Source organism: Enorma timonensis, assembly GCF_000321165.1.
GTDB lineage: Bacteria > Actinomycetota > Coriobacteriia > Coriobacteriales > Coriobacteriaceae > Enorma.
In genome coordinates, this window is the sequence record NZ_CAPF01000016.1 from 1 (window position 1) to 23,356 (window position 23,356).

Consider the following 23,356-nt stretch of genomic DNA (forward strand, 5'->3'; position numbering starts at 1 on the left):
CGGCGGGCTCGGGAGTCTCCGCCGCGGCCTCGGCCGCCTCGGGCGCATCCGCGCGCTCGGAGCGGGGATGGCGCAGGAACTCCGGGATGACGAGCGCGGGCTCGGCGGCCTGGTCGGGTTCGGATGCGGGCGCGACCCGCTCCCCTGCCCCAGGCAACTCTTCCTGCACGGCGTCGGAGCCCGCAGCGGCAGCCTTCGCGCCATCAACGTAGCGGTCCTCGATGGGGATGAGCGTCGTCGCGGCGCGTTCGGCCTCGAGCTGGCTCGAGAGGTCGACGAAGGGATCCTCGTCCACCTCGTCAGGATCCTGCTCGAGCAGGGTCGTCTTCGCGCGGTCACCCAGGTAGCTCGTCTCCATGGTGCCGTCCGCGTCGAAGAGCTCCTGCTGGCGCGACTCGCGCGGCCGCCGCTGCGGGGCGCGCGGCATGAGTGCGGAGTCGTCGCCCCAGGGGCTCTCGTTCACCTCGACGTGCCGGCGCTCGCGGAGACGCTCGGCACCGTCGCGCAGCGCCCCGATGAGCCGGGACACGGAGAAGCCGATGAGGATCGCGCCCGCGATGCCGATGCCCACGAGCAGGACGCCCGCGATGGGCTTGCCGAAGGCGCCGGCGAGCGTCGAGGCGATCGCGAAGCCCACGTACCCGCCGGTCGCGGAGAGCTCGGGCTCGCCCACGGTGACGCCGAGCACCATGTGCTCAGGGGTCCCCACCAGCGCGATGAGGGCGATCGCGGCGAGGAAGATGATAAGCGCGCCGGCGCAGGTGCGCGCCGTGAGGACGCCCTCGCCGCGGACGAAGAGCAGGGCGGCCACGAGCAGGAGCGCGAACGGCAGGACGTACGCCCCGAGCCCGAAGCCCAGGTGGTAGAAGCCCGCGAGCGCTGCGGTGATGGGCGCCGTCGCAGGCGCCACGACCGCGATGAGCGAGCACACCGCGAAGACGGCGAGCGCCACCCCCGCGATGTCACGTCCCGAACCACCGGCGAGCAGCGGCTCGGGCGCGCGCTGCGCCGGAGCACCCGCGCGCAGCTGGGACGAGCCCTTCTTCTGCTTCGCGGAAGCCGGGCGCCCGGAGGCGCGCCCCTTCGCGTTTTTCGCTGTCCCCTGCCGTGCCGCCACGCTAGACCTCCATGACGACCGGAATAATCATGGGACGGGTGCGCGTGCGGTTCCAGATGAAGTTGGACAGCGCGTCGCGCACGACCTTGCGGAGCGCGCCGGTACTGCTGCTCGTGAAGTCGAAGGAGCCCTTGTCCACGGACTTGCGGATGGCGTCCTCGGCGTCCGCGCCGAACTCCTCGTCGATGGAGAACGAGACGCCGCGCGTGGAGAAGTCGATGGCGTCGATGCGCTTCTTCTTCATCGAGACGACGGCGACGACCGTCACCATGCCGTCGTTCGCGAGCTTCTGGCGGTCGCGCAGCACGATGGGGTCGGTGTCGCCGATGCGCAGGCCGTCGACGTAGACGATGCCGCTCTCGACCGTGGGGCCCACCTTCACGACGCCGCCGCGCACCTCGAGGGTGTCGCCGTTATCGAGCACGAAGATGTGGTCCTCAGGGATGCCGACCTTGCGGGCGAGCTTGGCGTGCGCCCGCAGGTGCACGGCCTCGCCGTGGACGGGCATGAAGTAGGTGGGCTTGGCCATGGTGAGCATGAGCTTGAGCTCCTCCTGGCTGCCGTGGCCGGAGACGTGCACGAGCTTCGTCGACTTGTCCACGACGGTGCAGCCGAGCTTCGCCAGGCTGTTGATGACCTGCTGGACGGCCTTCTCGTTGCCGGGGACGGGCGTGGCGGAGATGATGACCGTGTCGCCCGAATGGATCGAGAGCGTCTTGTGCTCGCCGTTGGCCATGCGCGACAGGGCCGAGAGCGGCTCGCCCTGGGAACCCGTGCACATGACGACGATCTGGTCGTCCGGGATGCCGTTCACGTCGTAGGCGTCGATGATGTCCGACTCGTCGATCGTGAGGTAGCCGAGCTCGCGCGCGACGCGCGTGTTCGTGAGCATGGAGCGGCCCGTCACGACGATCTTGCGGCCGCTCGCCTTCGCGGCGTTGCAGATCTGCTGGAGGCGATGGATGTGGCTCGAGAACGAGGCGACGAACACGCGGCCGGGCGCGTTCTTGATGACCTCGTTGAGCGTGGGGCCCACCTCGGCCTCGGACTTGGTGAAGCCCGGGACGGTCGCGTTCGTGGAGTCCGAGAGCAGAAGGTCGACGCCCTGCTTGGCGAAGCGCGAGATGGCGGCGTAGTCGGGCGTGACGCCGTCGATGGGCGTCTGGTCGAGCTTGAAGTCGCCCGTGTGCATGACGGTGCCCTGCGGCGACTTGATGTAGACGCCGAGCGCGCCGGGGATGGAGTGCGTCATCGAGAAGAAATCGACCGAGATGCAGCCGAGGTTGATGTGCGAGCCGCTCTTGACCTCGCGGAACTTCGGCGAGCGGATGCGGAACTCGGCGAGCTTGCCCTCGATGAAGCCCAGGGTGAGCTTGCTCGAGAAAATGGGCACCTTGTTGTTGAGGTCCTGCAGCAGGTACGGCAGGGCGCCCGTATGGTCCTCGTGGCCGTGCGTGACGATGATGCCGCGGAGCTTGTCCTCATTCTCGAGGACGTAGGTGTAATCGGGCAGCACGAGGTCGATGCCGGGCTGCGAGTCGTCCGGGAACATGAGGCCGGCATCGATGAGCACCATATCCTGGCCGCACTCGACGACGGTCATGTTCTTGCCGATGCCGTCGAGGCCACCGAGCGGGATGATGCGAAGCGGCGGGTTCTTCTTTGCCATAGGTATGTTGCGTTCCTTTCGTTTCAGATTCTGCTATGAGACGCGCTGAGCGCGAAAACGTACACCTTCGTCATGCGATGCGCATGAGCATACAGAGTACATTGTACGCATACTTCCGCCGCGGTATGCAGCGACCGACCGACCCACAGGAATAGCGCAAGCACGCATGGCGATAGCGAAAACCCAGGCACGCCCCGGATACGGGGAGCACCTGGGTTGCTCAGGAATCGATGGATCGGAGCATCCGACAGCTCGGCTATCGCAGCTCTCGCCTACAGACTAGCCCTCGTGGTGACGGCGCGGGGCGCGGCCGCGGCCGTTGTCACCGGGACGACGGCGCGGGCGCTCGCTGCGGTCGCGGCTCTCGCGGCGCGGACGGCCCTCGCCGGAGCCGTGGCCGGAGCCCTCGGGCGCCTTCGGCTTGTCGAGGCGGTCGAGCTTCACCTTGCCGCCGTCCTCGATCTCGATGACCTTGACGGTGACGGTGTCGCCCACGTTGAGGACGTCCTCGACCTTGTCGACGCGTCCCTCGGCAACGCGCGAGATGTGCAGGAGCCCGTCCTTGTTCCCGAAGAGGCGCACGAACGCGCCGAAGGGCTGGATGGTGACGACGGGGCCGGTGTAGACCTCGCCGACCTCCGGCTCGCGGACGATCTCCTTGATGCGGGCGATGGCCAGGTCGGCCGCCTCGCCCACGCCGCCGACGGTGACGGTGCCGTCCTGCTCGACGTTGATGGTGGAGCCGGTCTCGTCCTGGATGGCGCGGATGGTGTCACCGCCCTTGCCGATGATCTCGCGGATCTTATCCACGGGCACGCTGATCGTCTCGATGCGCGGGGCGCTCGAGCGCAGGCTCTCGCGCGGGCCGGGGATGACGTCGAGCATCTTGCCCAGGATGAAGGCGCGGCCCTCCTTGGCCTGCTGGAGCGCCTGGGCGAGGATCTCGAAGGTGAGGCCGGTGGCCTTGTTGTCCATCTGCAGCGCCGTGATGCCGCGCTCGGTGCCCGTCACCTTGAAGTCCATGTCGCCGAGGAAGTCCTCGATGCCCTGGATGTCGGAGAGCACGACGGTCTTGCCCTCCTCCTGGATAAGGCCCATGGCGATGCCGGAGACGGGGCGCTTGAGGGGCACGCCGCCATCCATGAGCGCAAGGCAGCTCGCGCAGGTGGACGCCATGGACGAGGAGCCGTTCGACTCCATGACCTCGGAGACCACGCGGATGGCGTAAGGGAACTCGGTCTCATCGGGCAGCACGGGGAGCAGGGCGCGCTCCGCGAGGTTGCCGTGGCCGATCTCGCGGCGCTTGGGCGCGCCGATGCGGCCGGTCTCGCCCGTGCAGAAGGGCGGGAAGTTGTACTGGTGCATGTAGCGCTTGCCCTCGACGGGCTCGATGGTGTCGAGGCGCTGCCCCTCGCTCAGCATGCCGAGCGAGAGCACGGAGAGCACCTGGGTCTGGCCGCGCTGGAAGAGGCCGGAGCCGTGCACGAGCGGCAGGTAGGCGTCCTTCACCATGATGGGGCGGATCTCGTCGGCCGCACGGCCGTCCACGCGCTCGCCCGTCTCGACGACCATGGTGCGCATGGCCTTCTTCTCGAGCTTCTTGAGGTTCACCGGGATCTCGCGCTCCCACATGAGCTGCTCTTCCTCGGTGAACTCGGCGCGGATGCGCTCCTTGAGCTCCTCGACGTGCGCGATGCGGGAGAGCTTGTCGGCGTCCGAGAGGGCGGCGTACATCTCGTCGTAGTGGGCGAAGATGCGCTCCTCCACCTCGGGCACGGGCTCGTCGAGGATGTACTCCTTGGGCACGATGGGGCCGTTGACGCGCTCCCACTCCTCGACGAAGGCGAGCTGCGCGTCGCAGAAGGCGCCGATGGCCTCCTGGCCGAACTGCATGGCGGCGAGCATGTCGTCCTCGGTGACCTCCTCGGCGCCCGCCTCCACCATGGAGATGAAGTCGCGCGTGCCGGCGAGCTCGAGGTCGAGGTCGGAGTTCTCGCGCTCCTCATAGGTGGGGTTCACGATGAACGTGCCGGTCTCCTTGTCGCGGCCGATGCGCACGCAGGCGAGCGGCCCCTCGAAGGGCACGCCGCCGAGCGTGAGGGCGAGCGAGGCGCCCATGGTGCAGATGACGTCGATGGGGTTCACCTGGTCGGCCACGAGCGAGGTCGCCACGATCTGGACCTCGTTGCGGAAGCCCTCGGGGAAGCTCGGGCGGATGGGGCGGTCGATCATGCGCGCGGTGAGCGTGGCCTTCTCGGTGGGACGGCCCTCGCGCTTGAGGTAGCCGCCGGGGATGCGGCCGGCCGCGTAGAGCTTCTCGTTGAAGTCGACCGTGAGCGGGAAGAAGTCGTAGTTCTTGCGCTCCTTCGAGACCACGACGGTCACGAGCGCGGTGGTGTCACCCTGCTTGACGAGGGTGGCGCCGGTGGCCTGCTTGGCCAGCTCGCCGGCCTCGAGTGTATAGGTCTTGCCGTAGAGTTCGAATGTTTTGCTAACGAGTGACATGGTTCTCCTTTGTCCCCGCGCGCCCCGTTGCGCGCGGTATCCTCTTTCGTCAACCTTCACAAACGTGGCCACGATAGCACAAAAGCGCATGGGACAGCACGGCGGAGCAGCGGATTCGCGGAGAAGCCACAGGTTGGGCGCATATGGCGCGGGCGGGCGGCGCTGCGCATGAAAAAGGGCGCCGCATGCGCGACGCCCCTTTCAGGCAAAGTATCGACAACGCGAAACGTTACTGGATATTGTCGCGGATGCCGAGCTTGGCGATGAGCTCACGGTACTCGACGATGTCGTTCTTCTTGATGTAGGAGAGCAGACGACGGCGACGGCCGACGATCATGAGCAGGCCGCGACGGGTGTGGAAGTCCTTCGGGTGGGTCTTCATGTGCTCGGTGAGCTCGCGGATGCGCTCGGTGGCGATGGCGACCTGAACCTTCGGGTTGCCGGTATCCTGCGCGTTCTTGCCGAACTCGGCGGTGAGCTCAGCCTTGCGCTCCTTCGAGATGGTCATGGGAACACCTTTCTCTCGTGCCGGGATCCCCCGGCCCATGCGCCCGTCACTGGGAAGCCGCCGGTGCAGCGCGCCTCCAAGTGCGGGTAACCAACAGGCGGTATGGTAGCACAAACGCCCGTCGTCCGCGCAACCCGCACAAAATGATAAAAAGCAGACAGGCTGGTTTTTATCATTCCGCGGCGCGGAGGATGCGGTAGACCGTGGGCTCGCTCACACCCGTGAGCCGGCTGATGTCCTTGACCGAAAGACCATGCCGCCTGAGCGCGCGGATGCAGCGATCGCGCTCGGCTTTCGGCAGCGCCTTGGCATCGGAGGCGGACGCGCAACCGAAGGGCTCGGCGACGGCGCGCGCGATCGCGATGACGTCATCGAGCGAGACGTCGTCAGGGTCGTCGAAGCGCAGGTCCTTGCCAGGGATGCGCTGCGCATGGAACTCCCTGAACCCAGCGACCCCGTCAAGCAGCCCGAGCACCGCGGAGACGGAGACCGGGACGGCGCCCGCATTCTCGAGGCCGATATAGCTCCGGTAGCTACTCCATGGATAGGTGTCGGGCGCGCCCATGCCCGCGACCGCGGGGTTCAGGTGGACGTAGCGAACCGCGGCCAGCAGGTAGGCGTCGTCCTCGATGGCCTGGCTCTTGAAGCGCGTCTCGAACACGTGGCCGGACCTGCCGTAGCGCTTGTTGAAGTAATGCGCGTAGGAGCTCGCCAGGCGCTGCATCTCGCCGCTCAGCGCATCACCGGCGTCCTCGAGGACGAGGTGCACGTGGTTGCTCATCAAGCACCAGGCGATGATCGCGACATCATGCTCGGGAAGCCGAGCGAGATAGGTGAGGAAGCGGCGGCGGTCCCCATCATCCTCGAAGATGATCTGCTTGCCGTTCCCCCGCAGCGTGACGTGGTAGCAACCAGATTCCGCGCGCCGCCTGACCCCCGTCGTCATGGCCGCCTCCTCAAAAATGATAAAAACCAGCCTGTCTGGATTTTATCATCAGACGCCGAGAAGGAACTCGAGGCCCCGGAGGCGCGCATCGAGATGGGTCGCCGCCCAGCCGTGGGCGAAGGCGAGCAAGAGCGCCGCGGTCGGGGCGTCGATCGCGGCCGCGGCGAGCTCGTCGAAGCGGAGCGCCATGAGCGCGCGGAACCACCCCACGAGCGCCGCATCGACCGCCTCCGCGCCCGGCACGCTCGCGGCGCAGGACGCGCATATGAGGCCGCCCGCCTGCGCGGAGAAATACGAGACCTCCTCGTCGCCGCAGAGCACGCAGGCCGAGAAATCGGGTCGGTAGCCCAGGTGCGCGAGGAGCTTGAACGTATACGCCGCGACCACGAGGTCGAGGTGCGCCCCATCGAGCGCGCCTGCCGCGCCGCCGAGCACGGCGAGGGCGCGCTCGGTTATGGGGAACACGAACGGGTCCTCGGCATCCTCGAAGCTGCACGCGCGGGCGATGTCGGCGACGGCCGCGGCGGCGGAGAGCAACTCGAGGTCGGGGGACGCCCCGAGCGGGGCGGTGTCGAGCGTGGCCTCGGCGATGACGTCGAGCGAGCGGCCGCGCGCGAGGAGCACGTCGACGGTGCACCCCACCTCGCAGCGCGCCGCGAGCCGGCTCCCGGGCTTGCGCGCGCCCTTCCCCACCGCGCGGATCTGGCGGCCGTTCTCGGCGAGCAGCGTGTAGATGAGGTCCGTCTCGCGCAGCTTCGTCTTATCGAGCACGAGCGCGCGCTCGCGGTATGTCCTCCCGCCCGCCATGGCCTGCCCCGCGCGCGGCGCTACTCGTCTGCCGCGTAGCCGAGGCGGTGGATCTCGCGCACGTCCTCGCGCCAATGGCTCTTCACGCGCACATCGAGCTCGAGGAAGACCTTGCATCCGAAGATGGCCTCGAGGTTGCGGCGAGCATCGATGCCCACGTGCTTGATCATCTCGCCGCGCTTGCCGATGATGATGCCCTTCTGGCCCTCGCGCTCGACATAGATCGTGGCATGGATGACGAGCGTGCCGCGGCGGCGCTCCATGGAGTCGCACAGGACGCCGATGGAATGGGGAACCTCCTCGCGCGTGCGCAGCAGAAGCGCCTCGCGCACGAACTCCGCGACGATCATCTCGTCCGACGCGTCGGTGGAGACGCCGTCGGGGAACCATTTCGGCCCCTCGGGCAGGTAGCTCGAGACGAGCGAGATGAAGCCCTCGACGTTGAAGCCCCGCGCGGCCGAGACAACGATCTCGTCATCGAAGTCGCAGAGCGCCTGCGCGGCCTCGAGCTGCTCGTTCACCATCTCGGACGAGGCGAGGTCGGCCTTCGTGAGCACGAGGATGCGCTTCGCGGATGCTTTCGCCACGCGCTCTGCCACCCACGCGTCGCCGCGACCGATGGGCTTCGACGCGTCGATGAGGAAGCACAGCACATCGACGTCCTTGAACTCGGCGAGCGCGCTCTTGTTGAGCTCGCTCCCAAGCGAGTCCTGCGGCTTGTGCAAACCCGGCGTGTCGACGAAGACGATCTGCACGCCCTCGCGGCGCACGACGCCGAGCATGCGCCGGCGCGTGGTCTGCGCGACCGGAGAGGTGATGGCCACCTTCGTGCCCATGCACGCGTTCATGAGGGTCGACTTCCCGGCGTTCGGCCGCCCCACGAGGGCGACGAACCCGCTGCGGAAGCCGGGCTCACCCGCCGGACGCGCGTCCTCGGCCTGCGCGGCATCGTCTGCCATCGCGTCGAGCTCGTCGTCGGACATGCCCTCGAAGGGGTCGAACTCCTGCATCTCGTCTGTCATATCGAGCCTTTCACCGAAGGGGCGCGGCGGCTGCGCGAGCAGCCGGCCTGCCCGGGTCCTATCAATCAGTAGAGCGCGATCGCGCGGGCGAACACGATGATGCCCACGATGGCGGCCGTAATGGAGAGCGTGAACACGCTCGCGGCGGCGATGTCCTTCGCGCGCTTCGCGAGCGGGTGGAGCTCCTGCGTGGCGAGGTCGACGATGGCCTCGATCGCGGTGTTCACGAGCTCGGCGAAGATGACGAGCCCGATGCAGAGCACCACGAGCACCCACGAGAGCGCGTCGATCCTGAGCACGACGCCGGCGATGACCGCCGCCGCGCCCACGCACAGTTGCACCTTGATGTTGCGCTCCGTGGTGACCGCGGTGACAAAGCCCTCGAGGGCGTACCCGAACGAGCGCACGAACGTCGGGTGGTCGCGGTTGGAACCGGGAATCATGCGCGCCTCCTCGCATCCTCGTCGCGATGCCGCGTCACCGGGCCGATCTCGACGGCGGCGGGGTCGTCGCCCCGCGCGGCGGCGAGCGCGCGCAGCACGGCGAGCTCGCGGCGCTCCATCTCGACGGCATCGTCCTCGTTCATATGGTCATACCCAAGCAGGTGGAGCAAGCCGTGCACAAGCATGAGCCGGCACTCCTCGGCGGGGGTCGAGCCGAAATCGGGTGCCTGCGCGGCGATGACGGCAGGTGCGAGCACGATGTCGCCGAGCTCGATGACCGCGTCGTCCTCATCCGCGGGCGCGTCCCATACGGCATCGTCGTCCGCATCCGCCTCGCCATCGAGGTCGCAGCCGAAGGAGAGCACGTCCGTGGGCGCGTCGATGCCGCGCCAGGTGCGGTTGAGCTCCCGCATCTCCGCGTCGTCGACGTAGGTCACCGATACCTCGGCCGCGCCCGCGATGCCCTCCTCGTCGAGCACGGCCGCGAGCGCCTGCTCGAACTCCTCCTCCGCGAGCAAGAGCGGCAGCCCCGCATCGTTCGACAGCAAGACGCCCATCAGCGCTCCTTCCGTCCGCGCGCGCCGCCGCGCTTGGAGGCACGTTCCTCCTGAGCCTGGTCGAAGGCGTCGTACGCCTCGACGATCCGCCCCACGAGCGCGTGGCGCACCACGTCGGAGCGGTCGAGGTGGATGAACGCGACATCGTCCACGCCCGCCAGGATCTCCTCGATCTCGGTGAGGCCGCCCCGGCGCCCCATGAGGTCGCGCTGGGTCGTGTCGCCCGTCACGACGAACTTGGAGTTGAAGCCCAGGCGCGTGAGGAACATCTTCATCTGCTCGGGCGTGGTGTTCTGCGCCTCGTCGAGGATGACGAAGGCGTCGTTGAGCGTGCGCCCGCGCATGTAGGCGAGCGGCGCGATCTCGATGACGCCCTGCTCGATGAGCTCGCCGCCGCGCTCCATGTCGGTCATGTCGAAGAGCGCGTCGAAGAGCGGCCGCACGTAGGGGTCGATCTTCTCCTGGAGCGTGCCGGGCAGAAAGCCCAGGCTCTCCCCCGCCTCCACGACCGGGCGCGTGAGCACCACGCGGCCCACCTCGTGGCGCTTGAGCGCGGCGACCGCCATGGCCATGGCGAGGTAGGTCTTGCCCGTGCCCGCAGGCCCCAGGCAGAAGGTCACGGTGTTCGAGCGGATCGCGTCGATATAGCGCTTCTGGCCCACGGTCTTCGGCCGGATGGCCTTGCCGCGGTACGTGAGCAGGATGTCGTCGCGGAAGCCCGAGATGTCCATCACGCTCTCGCGAAGGGTCTGGAGCGCCCGCACCACCTCAGCCTCGGTGGGCGCATCGCCCGCGCGAGCCTCCTTGATGAGGTAGGTGAAGAGGCGCGTCAAGATCTCGACCTCCTCGGGCGTGCCCGTGATGGAGAGCGTGCGGCCGCGCGCGGCGATGCGGGCGCCCGTCCGCTCCTCGATGATGCGCAAGAGCGCGTCGCCACCGCCGAGCACGCGCACGGCGTCGACGTCTTCCGGAATGCTCAGCTTCACGCTCGCGGTATCCATCAGGCCCCCTTGCACGAGAACGGAACGGTCGCATCGGGCACAAGGCGCGCCCGCACCAAGCCCGAAGCGCTCACCTCCATGATAGCGACCTCGACGAGCGCCGGCGCGCTCACGCCCGCCTCATCGAGCCCCTCGACCTCGACGCGATGGAACGACGCGAGCGTGCCGCGCGCCCCCTCCTCGATGACCGCGCGCTCGCGGGTTCCGCGACGCCGTGCGGCGTCGGCGCGCGCCAGGCGGGCGGCGAGCTCGCGGGCGCGATGCGAGCGCTCGGCCATGACCTCGGGCGGAACCTGGTCGGGCATGGCCGCGGCCGGCGTGCCGGGGCGTGCGCTGTAGCGGAAGACGTGCATGCGCGAGAAGCCCACGCGCTCGCAGAGGGCAAGCGACGCCTCGAAGTCCTCGTCGGTCTCGCCCGGGAAGCCCACGATGAGGTCGCAGGAGAGCGACGCGGACGGGAGCGCTGCGCGGATGCGGCCGCAGAGCGCCTCGAACTCCTCTGCGGTATACGGCCTGCCCATGCGCTCGAGCGTGCGGGTGCAGCCGGATTGAACGGGCAGGTGGAAGAAGGGCGCCACCCGGCCGTCCGAGGCGGCGACGCGCTCGATGAGCCGGTCGGTCACGTCCATGGGCTCGATGGACGAGAGGCGGACCTGCGGGATGGGCGTGTCGCGCAGGATGCGCTCGATGAGCTCGTCAATCTCGACATGGGCGTCGCGCTCGTCGGCGCCGTCGTAGGCGCCCAGGTTGACCCCGGTGAGCACGACCTCGGGGAGCCCCTCGGCGCAGACCGCGCGCACCTCGTCGAGGACGGCGGCCACGGGCACGGAGCGCTCGGGGCCGCGCGCCTTCCACACGATGCAGTACGTGCAGCGGTTGTTGCAGCCGTCCTGGATCTTCACGCCCGCGCGCGCCCGGCGCGGAGGCTGCTCCCCCGCGCGTGCATCGACCTCGGCGCTGTGATGCTTCGAGACGGCCTCGTACCCGAGCGCCTGGAGCGCGCGCCGCGCCACGCCGACCTTCGAAGGCTCGACGAACACGCGGTCGGAGATCTCGCAGAGCGACTCGGGGTGCAGGGCCGCCGCGCAGCCCGTAGCGAGCACATACGGGTGGCGGGGGCGCCCGAGCGCGTGGCGCACGGCCTTGCGCGTCTTGGCCTCCGCCTCGCCCGTGACGGCGCAGGTGTTGATGACGATGAGCTCGGCGTCGTCGGGGTCGACGAGCGTGAGCCCGGCGCGCGCGAGCTCGCGCTCCATGCGGTCCGATTCGACGCGGTTGACCCGGCAGCCCAGGTTGATGACGGAAACGAAGGGGTTCGCCACGAGCCTCACCTCGGTGTCTAGTCGATCATGTCGTCGATGGCGTCGCGGATGCGCTCGCCCACGCTGCGCTTCGGCGCCACCGCTTCGCCCATGGCGGCCGCGTAGCGCTCGAGGAGCTCTCGCGCCTCGCCGGAGAGCTTGCGCGGGACCTCGACGCGCACCTGCGCGATGGCCCGGCCGCGCGTCGTGCCGTCCATGCGCGGCATGCCGAACTCCTCGGCCACGACGGTGTCGCCGAACTGCGTCCCTGCGGGGATGTCGAAGGGGATCGTCTCGTCGGGCATGATGCCCGGCACGATGACCTGACAGCCCAGGGCGGCCTGCGCGATGGAGACGGTGACCGCGCAGAGCAGGTCGTCGCCCGAGCGCTGGAAGCGCTCATGCTCCTCCACGACGACCGTCACGAGCAAGTCACCGCTCTCCTCGCCGCGGAACCCGGCCTCGCCGTAGCCGCGGACGCGCAGCTGGCGGCCGCTCGCGATGCCGGCGGGCACCTCGATGTCGATCTTCTCGTGCGTGGGCGTGCGGCCCTGGCCGTCGCACATGTCGCAGGGGTGGTCGATGACCGTCCCCTCGCCGCCGCACTCGGGGCAGGGCGAAGTGGACTGGATCTGCCCGAAGATGGAGCGCTGCATCGTCGTGATGTACCCCGTGCCATGGCAGCGCGGGCACTGCGTCTCCTGGGCGCCCTCGGCGCAGCCGGTGCCGTGGCAGTCCTCGCAGGGCGCCAGGCGGTCGTAGCTCACGGTCTTCACGCACCCGAGCGCGGCCTCCTCGAGCGTGATGGTGAGGGTGATCGCCATGTCGCGCCCGCGGCGCCGCCGTGTCTGGCCGCCCGCCTGAGCGCGTCCGCCGCCGAAGAACGACGAGAAGATATCGTCCATGCCCATGCCGAAGATGTCGTTGAGGTCGACGAAGCCCGACCCTCCGGGGCCGTCGGCGGTGCCGAAACGGTCGTAGTTCGCGCGCTTCTGCTCGTCCGAGAGCACGGAGTAGGCCTCGTTGAGCTCCTTGAACTTCTCCTCGGCATGCGGGTCGTCCGAGACATCCGGGTGCACCGTGCGCGCCTTCTTCAGAAACGCCCGCTTGATGGTGCGCTGGTCGGCATCCCGATCGACGCCCAAGATCTCATAGTAATCCTTCGAACCCGGCACTTCGCTTCTCTCCCCCAACTCAAACCGAGCCCCGGCGCGTGCAGGCACCGGAGCTGCATCTCGCTATATCCATCGAAACGCGATGCGGCCACGCGGCCGCCGCGGGATTACCACCAATAGAACGGGCGGTAATAGTACATGCCGCGCGTGCAGCTCGCGAACCACATGAGCAGCAGCACGTAGAAGAGCGCGTTCAGAAGCCCGCTCACGAACACCTGGAGCCCGCGCTTGAGCCAGATGAGGCTGCGGTGCGAGGGCACCTCGCGCAGCACCATGCCCGCTCCGAAGCAGAACGGGATGAGGCAGAGGGTCGCGAAGAGCGAGAACGTGCCACCGAGAAGCGCGAGCAGAAGGAACGGGGCGGCGAAGCCCATGAGCTTGAAGCCCTGCTGCGCCTTGCCCTCGAGCCGCTCGGCCGCCACGTGCGCGCGCCCGATGAGGTCGCCCGCGGCCGCGCCGTTCGTGCCCGCGTGCCCCATGCCCTTGACGCGCACAGTACCCCCGTCGTGCGTGCCCGGGGGGAACTCGATGACCGCTTCGGACATGACCTGCTCGCGGCCGGTGCCGCCGCAGTCGGGGCAGGGGTCGGTGATGACCTTGCCCGAGCCGTTGCACTCCGGGCAGACCATCTGGAACACGCCGGCGCCGAAGAGGAACGACATGTCGACGTCCATGGCGCCCGTGCCGCCGCAGGAAGGGCAGGTGTGCGCGTGCTCGGACGAGACGGAGCCCGTGCCGTGGCAGTGCTCGCACGGCTCGTAGCGCCGATACTTGACCGCCTTGCGCGCGCCGTTCTTCACCTGCTCGGGCGTGAGCTCGATATCGATGATGACGTCCGCGCCCTCCTCGGGGCTGAACGCCTGGGAGGAGCCCCGACCGGACGGCCGACGCGGCTCGCTCCACATGCCGCCGAACGGGAAGCCGCCGAACCCGCCGTAATAGGAACCGCGCGCGGCGCGTGCGCCCGCATAGGGGTTCTGCGCGGAGGCCGTGCCGTAGCCGGCGAAGGGGTTGCCGGAGCGCATGGCATCGTAGCGGGCGCGCTTCTGCTCATCGGAGAGGACGGCGTAGGCCTCGGACACTTCCTTGAACTTCTCCTCGGCATCCGGCGCCTTGTTCACGTCGGGGTGCAGCTTGCGCGCCTTCTGCTGAAACGCCTTCTGGATCTCGCGCTTGTCGGCGTCCTTCGAGACGCCGAGGATCGCATAGTAGTCTTTATCGTTCATTCCCGCCACGGTAGGGGTAACCTCCTGCTCGGCAACGTTGGCTTAGCGTATTGTACCGAAAAGCCGCGCGGCTCAAACCCGGCAACGCATCTGGATGCCGCCTGCACAAACCATACGCCCAGGCGACGGGCGGGAGGGGGTCAGTTTTCTCCCGCGAGGCCCCACATGAGGCCGAAGAGCTCGTTGCCCATGAGCCAGCCGCGCTCGGTGGGCGCGAGAGCACCGGTCGCGGCGTCCCAGGCGGCGAGCCCCTCTGCGCACGCGGTGGCGGCCGCGCGGTCGAACGCGGGGCCGAACGCGGCGCGCGCCTGCCCCACGAGCGCGCGGCCCGCGCCCGCCGTCATGCGCATCGCAAGCATAAGGTCCTCGGCCACGGCCTCGCGTGCGGTGAGGCATTCGGCCTCGAAGCGCGTCCCCGCGTCGTCGCGCTGCACGAGGCGCACGCGCGCGGCACCCGCCGCGGGCTCGACTCCGGGGAACAAGTCGGCGACCCCCGCGAACTCCCCCGCCGAGAGCATGCCCGCCGCAGACCGTCCGATCCCGAGGTAGCTCACGCCCGTCCAGTAGGCGATGTTGTGCGCGCACGCCTTCCCCGGCAGGGCATAGCTCGCCACCTCATAGGGCTGGAGCCCGGCGCGCCGGAACGCCTCCCGCGCCGCCTCCATGCACTGCGCCTGGAAGTCCTCGTCGGGCTCGGGCAGCTCGCCGCGCTCAACGCGGCGCGCGAGCGGCGTGCCCTCCTCGAGCGTAAGCGGGTAGACCGAGATGTGGGCCGGCTCGAGCGCGAGCGCCCCCTCGACCGTGCGCCGCCAGCTCTCAGGGGTCTGGCCCGGCAGACCGCACATGAGATCGAGCGAAACGTCGAACCCCGCCTGGCGGGCACGGTGCACCGCGGCGCGCGCCTCATCCGCCGTATGGATGCGGCCGATCTGCCCAAGCTCGGCATCGTCGAGGCTCTGCACCCCGAGCGAGATGCGCGTCACGCCGGCGCGGGCGAGCTCACGCGCGAGACCCGCCGTGAACGACTCAGGATTCGCCTCGCAGGTGAGCTCCACGGGCGCGCACCACCTGCGCACCCGGCGCACGAGGGCCGGCAGGCGCTCGCCGAGCGCGGTGGGCGTGCCGCCGCCGATGTAGACCGTGCGCACGGCGTCGAGCGCGCCGCATACGCCGAAGGCATCGATGCGGCGGACCAGCGCGCCGACGTATGCCTCGGCTGACGCGTCGAGCGCGGATCCGCAGAGCGCCCGCGAGTCGAAATCGCAGTACGCGCACTTCGCGTGGCAGAACGGAATATGGAGGTAGAGCGCTTCGATCGCCATGGCTACGCGTCTTCCGCGCGCAGGGCCGCGCCGCGGTGTTCAGCATCCTGGTCAGGCGCCGAGGCGCGCTCCGCTTGCGCGCGCATGGCCTCCTCGGCGGCGTGCACGTCCGCCTCGATCTCGTCCACGAGGGCGCAGAACTCCTCATAGGACGCGCAGCGCACGACCTTGCCGCGCCAGGCGGCGGCGTGCGGCATGCCCTTCAGGTACCAGGTCGCGTACGTGCGGGCGCGCGCCATGGCGCGGGGCACGAGCTCGTGCGTGAGCGCGAGGTGCTCGCGCAGGGCACGGAGCCGCTCCGCGTACGAGCGCTCCGGCACGGGCGCTCCCTCGAAGGCGAGCGAGTGCGCATCCTCGAAGATCCAGGGGTTGCCGTAGCTCCCGCGCGCGATGAACACGCCGCTCGCCGCGGTCTCGGAGAGCATGCGCACCGCATCCTCGGCCGTAAACACGTCGCCCGACCCGATCACCGGGATCGACACGCGCGCCGCCACCTCGTCGATCACGGACCAGTCGGCCTCGCCGGTGTAGAGCTGCCTCGCGCTCCGCCCGTGCACCGCCACGGCGGCAGCCCCCGCGTCCTCGAGGAGCTCCGCGAAGGCCGGCGCCACCCGGTCACCAGTGGCGAAGCCGATGCGGATCTTCGCCGTCACGGGCACATGGGCGCGCGAGACCGCCGCACGCACGATGTCCGCCGCGAGCGCTGGCTGCTCCATGAGGGCCGAGCCCTCGCCCTTGGTGATGACCTTGCGCGCCGGGCACGCCATGTTGATGTCGATGAGCGCGAGCTTGTCGCCCACGCGCTCCTCCACGGCCTCCACGGCCTCGGCGAACTGGTCGGGCTTGCTGCCGAAGAGCTGCACCGCGATGCTCGGCTCCTCATCGGCGGGCAGCACGAGCTCCCAGGTGTGCTCGCTCGCGTAGTGCAGGCCAGCGACGCTCACCATCTCGCTGTACGCGAGCGGGGCGCCGTGCCGGCGCATCATGATGCGGTACGCCGCATCGGTGACGCCCGCCATGGGCGCCATGAGGAAGGGCTCAGCTTCGAGGCGCGAGCGCAGCTCATCTGAAAACGACATGTCTCCCCTGTCCCGGTGCGCGCCGCGCTACTCCTCCACCTTCAGGATGGCGAGGAAGGCCTCCTGCGGCACCTCGACCGAGCCGATGGCCTTCATGCGCTTCTTGCCCTCCTTCTGCTTCTCGAGCAGCTTGCGCTTGCGCGAGATGTCGCCGCCGTAGCACTTGGCGAGCACGTCCTTGCGGCGCGCCTTCACGGTGGAGCGCGCGATGATCTTGTTGCCGATGGCACCCTGGATGGGCACCTCGAAGAGCTGGCGCGGGATGATCTCCTTGAGCTTGTCGCACAGGCCGCGTGCGAGCCCGTAGGCCTTGTCGCGGTGCACGATGAACGAGAGCGCGTCCACCTCGTCGCCCGAGAGCAGGATGTCGAGCTTCACGAGGTCGCTCGGGCGGTAGTCCGCGAACTCGTAGTCCAAGCTCGCGTAGCCCTTGGTACGGCTCTTAAGCTGGTCGAAGAAGTCCAGGATGAGCTCGGCGAGCGGGATGTCGAAGCGCATCTCGACCGACTTCTTCGAGAGGTGGATCATGTCCGTCATGATGCCGCGGTGCTCGATGCCGAGTTGCATGACCGCGCCCGTGTACTCGGGCGGCACGATGACCTTCGCCTTGAGGTAGGGCTCCTCGATGTGGTCGATGCGCGTCACGTCGGGCAGGTCCTGGGGACTGCGCACGCAGAGCATCTCGCCGTCCGTCTTGTAGACGTGGTAGTCCACTGAAGGGCTCGTGGCGATGAGGTCGAGGTCGAACTCGCGCTCGAGGCGCTCTTTGACGACCTCCATGTGCAGGAGGCCGAGGAACCCCACGCGGAAGCCGAAGCCGAGCGCCACCGAGGTCTCGGGGCTCCAGGTGAGCGAGGGGTCGTTCACGTGCAGCTTCTCGAGGGCGTCGCGGAGGTTCTCGTAGTCCTTGTTGTCGATGGGGAAGATGCCCGTGTACACCATGGGCTTGGCCTCACGGTACCCCGAGAGGGGCTCCGCGCAGGGACGGTCGCGGTAGGTGAGCGTCTCGCCCACGTGCACGGCCTCGGGATCCTTGAGGCCGGTCACCACGAAGCCCACCTCGCCCACGGTGAGCTCGTCGACCGTGGTCTCCGCCGGGCGCTTCACGCCCACGCCGTCCACGAGGAAGTCGACGCCGTTTTGCATCATGCGCAGCTGGTCGCCCTTCTTGATGTTCCCGTCGAAGATGCGCACGGTGGCCACGACGCCGCGGTACTCGTCGAAATACGAGTCGAGGATGAGCGCCTTGAGCGGGGCGGACGCGTCGCCCTCGGGCGGCGAGATGAGGAAGACGATGGCCTCGAGCAGATCGTGGATGCCCTCGCCCGTCTTGCCCGAGACGCACACGGCGTCGTCGGCCGGGATGGCGAGCTCGTCCTCGATCTCGAGCTTGACCTCCTCGGGATGAGCCGAGGGCAGGTCGATCTTGTTGATCGCGGGCACGATGTCGAGGTTGGCGTTCATGGCGAGGTTCGCGTTCGAGACCGTCTGCGCCTCGACGCCCTGCGTGGCGTCCACGACGAGCACGGCGCCCTCGCACGCGGCGAGCGAGCGCGAGACCTCGTAGGTGAAGTCCACGTGGCCGGGCGTGTCGATGAGGTTGAACTGGTAGGTATCGCCGTCATCGGCCGTGTACATCACGCGCACGGCGTTCGACTTGATGGTGATGCCGCGCTCGCGCTCGATGTCCATGGTGTCGAGCAGCTGCGCCTCCATATCGCGCTCCTCGACGGTGTTCGTGAGCTCGAGGATGCGGTCCGAGATGGTCGACTTGCCGTGGTCGATGTGCGCCACGATCGAGAAGTTGCGGATGTGGGAGGTATCAATCGTATTCATGAGAGTTATTGTACTGGATTGGCGCGACAGGGTGAGCGAGGGGATCGCATGGCATCGGCGCGTTCACAACTGCAGGCTTCGGGCGCGGCGCGCGGGCAACGGCCGGTGCGGGGCGTACCGATATGAAGAAGGACCCCGTTCTTCGAACGAGGCCCTTCCGAACACGCGTGATGCCTATGTGAGGCTAGTTGAGGGTGTTCACGAGCTTCTGCACACCGGACTTGCGGTTCGAAGCCTGGTTCTTGTGGATGATGCCCTTCGCGGCAGCCTGATCGAGGCGCTTGTAGGCGCGGCTGGCAGCGGCCTGCGCGGCCTGGGCGTCGCCCTGCTCCACGGCCTCGCGAACATGCTTGACGAGCGTCTTGAGCTCAGAGCGCACAGCGCGGTTGCGCACGCGGGCCTTCTCAGCGGTGCGGATGCGCTTCTTCTGCGATTTGATGTTAGCCACTTGCAGAGTTCCTTTCGAGTTCCTAGATATCTATCGCCATTTGATCAGGCCTCTGAGACACGATTGAGGTCACAAGCAGGTAGTGTACCACGCCGGTGCAGGTAGGTGAAGTGGTAAAGCTGTGGAAATGTTCGGTCGCGTGCGGACTGATAAAATCCAGACAGGCTGGATTTTATCATTTCGTGAGCGACAGCACCCAGCCCATGAAGGCGGTCTCGGAATCGCGCGACCCCTTGAGCGCGCACTCCACGTCCTCCGCGCTCCTCAGCGCCCCCACGAGCTCGTCCATGGTGAAGGCACGCGACCATCGCACATGGTTCTTCACCTGCCAGTCCCGTACGCCGAGGGTGGAGGCCAGCTCGCGCGCCGCGCCGCGGGCGTCGAGCGCCTTCGCGACGATGAGCTCGCGCACGCGGCCGAGCAGCAGCGCGAACAGGCGCACCTCGCTTCTCGGCGGAAGCAGCCGGTAGAGCTCGAGGGCGCGCGCCGCATCGCGGGCGCTCACCGCGTCGAGGAAGTCCCAGGGCTTCGCCTCGGCCGTGCGCGCGACGTAGCGCTCGACGTCCTCGACCTCGATGGTCCCGCCGCCGAGCACCTCGGCGAGCTTCTTGAGCTGGGTATCGAGCATGCGCGTCGACTCGCCCGAGCGCGCGACGAGCTCCTCGGCGGCCGCGGGGGTGATCGAGATGCCGTGCCTGCCCGCCATGCCCTGCACGTACGCGGGCAGCTCCCAGCGCTTCTTGGCGGAGCAATCGATGACCGCCTGCTTGCCGAGCTTCGCCACGGCCTTGTAGAGCCGCGTGTTCTTCGCGAGGGAATCCGCCACGATAAGGCAGACCGTGCCCGGCGCGGGGTGCGCGAGGTAGGACACGAGCGCCTCGCTCATGGCCTTGGGGAGGTGCTCGCACCCGCTCAGGATGACGAGGCGGAAGTCCGCGCCCATGGGATAGGTGCTGAGCGAGGCGATGACCTCGTCGGGCTCCTGGGGCTTCGTCATGTCGCGCTCATCGAGGTTGAAGGCCGCAAGCCCGCTCGCCTCGAGCTGCGCCTTGAGGCGGTCCTGCGCGGCCGCGCGCTTGACCTCGTCGGGGCCGACCACGAGGTAGGCGGGTAGCAGCTTGGCTGAGGCCATGGTTCGCTCCTTCGATCGCTTGCAGGCAGCGGCCGCCATCCGGCCGCCTTCCCACTCTATCACGGGGCGCGCCCGACGGCGACGGAGATGCCGCCGCATGCGGGCGCGATCGTCACGTCGCCCACATCCTTCGTGCAGAGGAAGGCCACGTCGGCGGCATCGAGCGCGGAGACGCAGGCGTCGCTCGGATGCCCATAGCGGTTCCCCTCCCCCGCGCTCGCGACGGCGAACTCGGGCTCGAGCATGCCGAGCACCTCCGCGTCGACCGATTCCGCGGAGCCGTGGTGCCCGAGCTTGAGCACATCGATGTCCCCGGCGCCCGCGGCGTAGGCGCGCTCCTCATCCACCTCGGTGTCCCCCGTCAGCAGCGCTCGCAAGCGCTCCCCGGCGCCGGTGTACTCCACGACGAGCGCGACGGAGTCCTCGTTATCGAGGCCGTCCACCGGCGCGTCCGGCCAAAGCACCGTGCAGGCGAAGCGGCCGACGCGGAACCCGTCGCCCGCGGACACGGCGTGCAGCTCGGGGAGGTCGAGCGCGGCGATGTCCTCGGGCATGGAGTCGTCCGCGCCCTCGGCCACGATGAGCGCTCCCACGGGAACCGTATCGAGCACGGTATCGAGGCCCCCGCAATGGTCCGCATCCCAATGCGTGATGACGACGGCATCGAGCCGCATGACGCTGTTGCGGGCGAGCGCGCGCCCGACTTCGTCATCGACCCCCGCATCGACGAGCACGGCGCTCGAGCCGTCGCGTATGAGGATCGCGTCCGCCTGGCCGACGTCGAGGACGGTGATGGCGGGCGGTGCGAAGACGCCCCAACGCAGCACGTGCGCCGCCGCGAGGACGCCGCAGACGGCGAGCGCGCAGGCGATGTGCGCGCGGCGGATACCCAACCATGCGATATAGACGAACGCCGCGAGCGCGTAGAGCGCGACGGCGGCGCGGGCATCCGAGTCCATCGCGACCGAGGCATACGGGACGCACGCGCAGAGCGCGGCAAGGAAGATGGCGAGCTGCGCGAGCGCCGCCGGAAGCGCGAGCAGCGCCACCAGGGGCGGAAGCACGACGGCCGCGAGCGTCGCCGCAAGCCCTGCGACGAGGAGCGCCGTCATGACGGGGCCGAGCACGATGTTCGCGAGCGGTGCCACGAGCGAGCAGCTGCCGAACACGGGAACCGCAATGGGTAGCGTCGCCCATTGCGCGCAGAGCGTGAGCGCGAGCGCCTCCGCGAGCGCGCGGGGCAGCCCGAGGCGCTGGAGGCGAAAGCGCAGGTAGCTACTGAAGAGCTGGATGAAAAGCACGCTCGCCGCGGAGAGCTGGAACCCGAGGTCGAACGCGATGCCCGGGTCAAGGGCGCAGAGCCCGACCGCGCTCAGCGCGAGCCCGGAAAGACCGTGCGGACGCCTGCCCCCGAGCCCTGCGAGCAGCGAGCAGGCGACCATGGCGAACGAGCGCACCGCCGAGGCGGCGCATCCCGTGAAGAGCACATACGTCCCCATGAGCACGGCGACCGCCGCCGCACGTGAGCCGCGCCGCGCCCCGAGCGCTTGCCCGGCGGCCTCGACCGGGCTGGGGACATACGCCCCCTCGAGCACGGACACGACGCGAACCCCCGCCACCGCGCCCTCAAGGTACGAGGAGCGCCCCCATGCGTCCGCCTCGAGCGCTTCGACGCGCCCAACGGCGCGAAGCCTCGTTCCCGCGGGTAGCTCGCGCTCGCTCGTGAGCTCGACACAGCCGACGAGCGTCTTCCCCTCGAACACGTACGCATCATGCCGCACGCCGTAGGTCCCGGCGCGGCCGTCGCCGTGCACCGCGAACGTGAAGCTGCTCGCCGGTACGCTCAGGATGCGCTCTGCGGCCGCCGCGCGGCTCATGCAGCCGTACGCGCCCGAACACGCCCCGATCAGGCACCCGATCCCGAGGAACGCCACAGCAGCGCGGCGCCCTTCCAGGCACGCGCTCCCGCTTCGCCAGGACGGGCGCGCGCGTCGCCCGAGCGCGCACCCCGCAACGATCGCGATGACTGCGCCGATGACGCCGAAGCCAAGGGCCACCGCACCCGCAGGGAGACCGCCCGCCGTCGTGCCCTCGGTATACGCGGAGCTGAATTCCATCCACCCGCATTCGAGCACCGCGGACGCCGAGAGCAGCGCCCCCGCCGCTGCCGCCATGGAAGCGGGGATGTGCGGCCGCGGCGGGGCCTCGAGCGCGGCGACCCGACTCATATGCAGATCAGCGCCTCGAGCTTCGCGTACTTCTTCTCGCCGATGCCCGAGACGCGCATGAGGTCCTCGATGCTCGCGAAGGGGCCGTTCTGCTCGCGATCGTCGATGATGGCCTGCGCCGTGGAAGGCCCCACGCCGGGAAGCGCATCGAGCTCCTCCAAACTCGCCGTGTTGATGTTGACGAGTGCGCCAACGTCGCCTGCGCCCGCTGAGACATCCGTTCCCGAACCCGTCGCGGCAGGCACGGCCTCGCCCGCGCGGGGAACATAGACCTTCTGCCCGTCTTGGAGGACCTGCGCCCGGTTCAGGGACGAGCAGTCCGCATCGTCTGCAAGGCCGCCCGCCGCCTCGATCGCATCGACGACGCGCGCGCCGCTCGTAAGCTCGACGACGCCGGGCTGCGCCACTGCCCCGCCGACATCGATGACGATGCGCTCCGGCGCGGAAACAGCGCCGTCCTCGGTGTCCCCGCTCTGCTCCCCCGCCTCCTCGACCGCCCCCTGCTGTTCCGCGGATTCCAAGGAGCCCGCGCCGGTGCCGTCGGCGGAGCCCGTGGATAGCTCGAACGACCTGCCCGAACCGCCCGCGACGCCGAGCCATACCATGGCCACCACGGCCGCGAGCACGAGCGCGAGCACCGCGCGCGCCACGCCCCCGTGCACGAGCAGGGTCCGCACGCGCCGCGCGATGCGCCCGCCCCGCTCCGTGCGCTCGATCTGCGCCATGACGCACCACCCCCTTGGGTGCATCATCACATCGCCCGCGCCGCGCCGCCGCACGAATCTCAGATTCTCCCGCACGACCTTGCAGAAACCTTGCCGGATTCTGGCACGCGCACAACCCGATATGCACCGAATGTGGCCGCTTCTGCGCGCGCTTGCGCGAATTACCAGGTAGATGGCACGATTACCGAGCGATACCCCGCACATGAACCTGACGATATGCATGGAGACGCACCAGCCGGCAACGGCACCGCGCCGCCGCGCACGCAAAACGGCGGCCGCCCCATGCGCTCGCGCGCGGGACGGCCGCCG

Annotated in this window: 20 protein-coding genes; all 20 read right to left on the minus strand. The window is 69.0% G+C overall.

The window, feature by feature from the left end; genetic code table 11:
• The coding region (locus tag BN423_RS10590) for a DNA translocase FtsK 4TM domain-containing protein (protein WP_019238607.1) at window positions 1-1,117 on the minus strand (1,117 nt) is incomplete at its 3' end.
• Window position 1,118: 1 nt separating this feature from the next.
• On the minus strand, window positions 1,119-2,786 hold the full coding sequence (locus BN423_RS02000; protein WP_019238608.1) for a ribonuclease J: 1,668 nt from the start codon (window positions 2,784-2,786) through the stop codon (window positions 1,119-1,121).
• A 279-nt stretch (window positions 2,787-3,065) separates the two neighbouring features.
• Complete coding sequence (locus tag BN423_RS02005) at window positions 3,066-5,291, minus strand: polyribonucleotide nucleotidyltransferase (RefSeq protein ID WP_019238609.1); 2,226 nt, start codon at window positions 5,289-5,291, stop codon at window positions 3,066-3,068.
• Window positions 5,292-5,520: 229 nt separating this feature from the next.
• Window positions 5,521-5,799: a 30S ribosomal protein S15 gene (rpsO, locus tag BN423_RS02010; protein ID WP_019238610.1), complete on the minus strand. Its 279-nt coding sequence runs from the start codon at window positions 5,797-5,799 to the stop codon at window positions 5,521-5,523.
• Window positions 5,800-5,971: 172 nt separating this feature from the next.
• Window positions 5,972-6,745, minus strand: coding sequence for a transposase (locus BN423_RS02015; RefSeq protein ID WP_019238611.1), 774 nt, complete (start codon window positions 6,743-6,745; stop codon window positions 5,972-5,974).
• Between the two features lie 48 nt (window positions 6,746-6,793).
• On the minus strand, window positions 6,794-7,552 hold the full coding sequence (gene recO / locus BN423_RS02020; protein WP_019238612.1) for a DNA repair protein RecO: 759 nt from the start codon (window positions 7,550-7,552) through the stop codon (window positions 6,794-6,796).
• Window positions 7,553-7,572: 20 nt separating this feature from the next.
• A complete protein-coding gene (era, locus tag BN423_RS02025; RefSeq protein ID WP_019238613.1) occupies window positions 7,573-8,574 on the minus strand; it encodes a GTPase Era in 1,002 nt (333 codons plus the stop codon).
• A 65-nt stretch (window positions 8,575-8,639) separates the two neighbouring features.
• Window positions 8,640-9,017, minus strand: coding sequence for a diacylglycerol kinase family protein (locus BN423_RS02030; protein WP_019238614.1), 378 nt, complete (start codon window positions 9,015-9,017; stop codon window positions 8,640-8,642).
• Window positions 9,014-9,574, minus strand: a complete 561-nt coding sequence (ybeY, locus tag BN423_RS02035) for an rRNA maturation RNase YbeY (RefSeq protein WP_019238615.1) — start codon at window positions 9,572-9,574, stop codon at window positions 9,014-9,016. Before ybeY ends, BN423_RS02030 begins: the two co-directional genes overlap by 4 nt.
• Window positions 9,574-10,575: a PhoH family protein gene (locus BN423_RS02040; protein ID WP_019238616.1), complete on the minus strand. Its 1,002-nt coding sequence runs from the start codon at window positions 10,573-10,575 to the stop codon at window positions 9,574-9,576. The genes ybeY and BN423_RS02040 overlap by 1 nt, the downstream gene beginning before the upstream one ends.
• Window positions 10,575-11,897 carry a MiaB/RimO family radical SAM methylthiotransferase gene (locus BN423_RS02045; protein ID WP_019238617.1) on the minus strand — a complete coding sequence of 441 codons (1,323 nt, stop codon included), beginning with the start codon at window positions 11,895-11,897 and terminating at the stop codon, window positions 10,575-10,577. The genes BN423_RS02040 and BN423_RS02045 overlap by 1 nt, the downstream gene beginning before the upstream one ends.
• Window positions 11,898-11,914: 17 nt before the next feature.
• Window positions 11,915-13,051 carry a molecular chaperone DnaJ gene (dnaJ, locus tag BN423_RS02050; RefSeq protein WP_019238618.1) on the minus strand — a complete coding sequence of 379 codons (1,137 nt, stop codon included), beginning with the start codon at window positions 13,049-13,051 and terminating at the stop codon, window positions 11,915-11,917.
• A gap of 107 nt (window positions 13,052-13,158) precedes the next feature.
• Window positions 13,159-14,277, minus strand: coding sequence for a DnaJ domain-containing protein (locus tag BN423_RS02055; protein WP_019238619.1), 1,119 nt, complete (start codon window positions 14,275-14,277; stop codon window positions 13,159-13,161).
• Window positions 14,278-14,417: 140 nt separating this feature from the next.
• Complete coding sequence (gene hemW, locus BN423_RS02060; protein ID WP_019238620.1) at window positions 14,418-15,599, minus strand: radical SAM family heme chaperone HemW; 1,182 nt, start codon at window positions 15,597-15,599, stop codon at window positions 14,418-14,420.
• Between the two features lie 2 nt (window positions 15,600-15,601).
• Window positions 15,602-16,678: a tRNA dihydrouridine synthase DusB gene (dusB, locus tag BN423_RS02065; RefSeq protein ID WP_019238621.1), complete on the minus strand. Its 1,077-nt coding sequence runs from the start codon at window positions 16,676-16,678 to the stop codon at window positions 15,602-15,604.
• A 27-nt stretch (window positions 16,679-16,705) separates the two neighbouring features.
• The gene (lepA, locus tag BN423_RS02070; RefSeq protein WP_019238622.1) at window positions 16,706-18,514 is read right to left on the minus strand and encodes a translation elongation factor 4; all 1,809 of its coding nucleotides are present in this window, start codon (window positions 18,512-18,514) and stop codon (window positions 16,706-16,708) included.
• 184 nt (window positions 18,515-18,698) lie between these two features.
• Window positions 18,699-18,962, minus strand: coding sequence for a 30S ribosomal protein S20 (rpsT, locus tag BN423_RS02075; protein ID WP_019238623.1), 264 nt, complete (start codon window positions 18,960-18,962; stop codon window positions 18,699-18,701).
• 175 nt (window positions 18,963-19,137) lie between these two features.
• Window positions 19,138-20,094 carry a DNA polymerase III subunit delta gene (gene holA / locus BN423_RS02080; protein ID WP_019238624.1) on the minus strand — a complete coding sequence of 319 codons (957 nt, stop codon included), beginning with the start codon at window positions 20,092-20,094 and terminating at the stop codon, window positions 19,138-19,140.
• Between the two features lie 59 nt (window positions 20,095-20,153).
• Window positions 20,154-22,322: a ComEC/Rec2 family competence protein gene (locus BN423_RS02085; RefSeq protein WP_019238625.1), complete on the minus strand. Its 2,169-nt coding sequence runs from the start codon at window positions 22,320-22,322 to the stop codon at window positions 20,154-20,156.
• The gene (locus BN423_RS02090) at window positions 22,319-23,047 is read right to left on the minus strand and encodes a ComEA family DNA-binding protein (protein ID WP_019238626.1); all 729 of its coding nucleotides are present in this window, start codon (window positions 23,045-23,047) and stop codon (window positions 22,319-22,321) included. The genes BN423_RS02085 and BN423_RS02090 overlap by 4 nt, the downstream gene beginning before the upstream one ends.
• Window positions 23,048-23,356 lie beyond the last annotated feature (309 nt).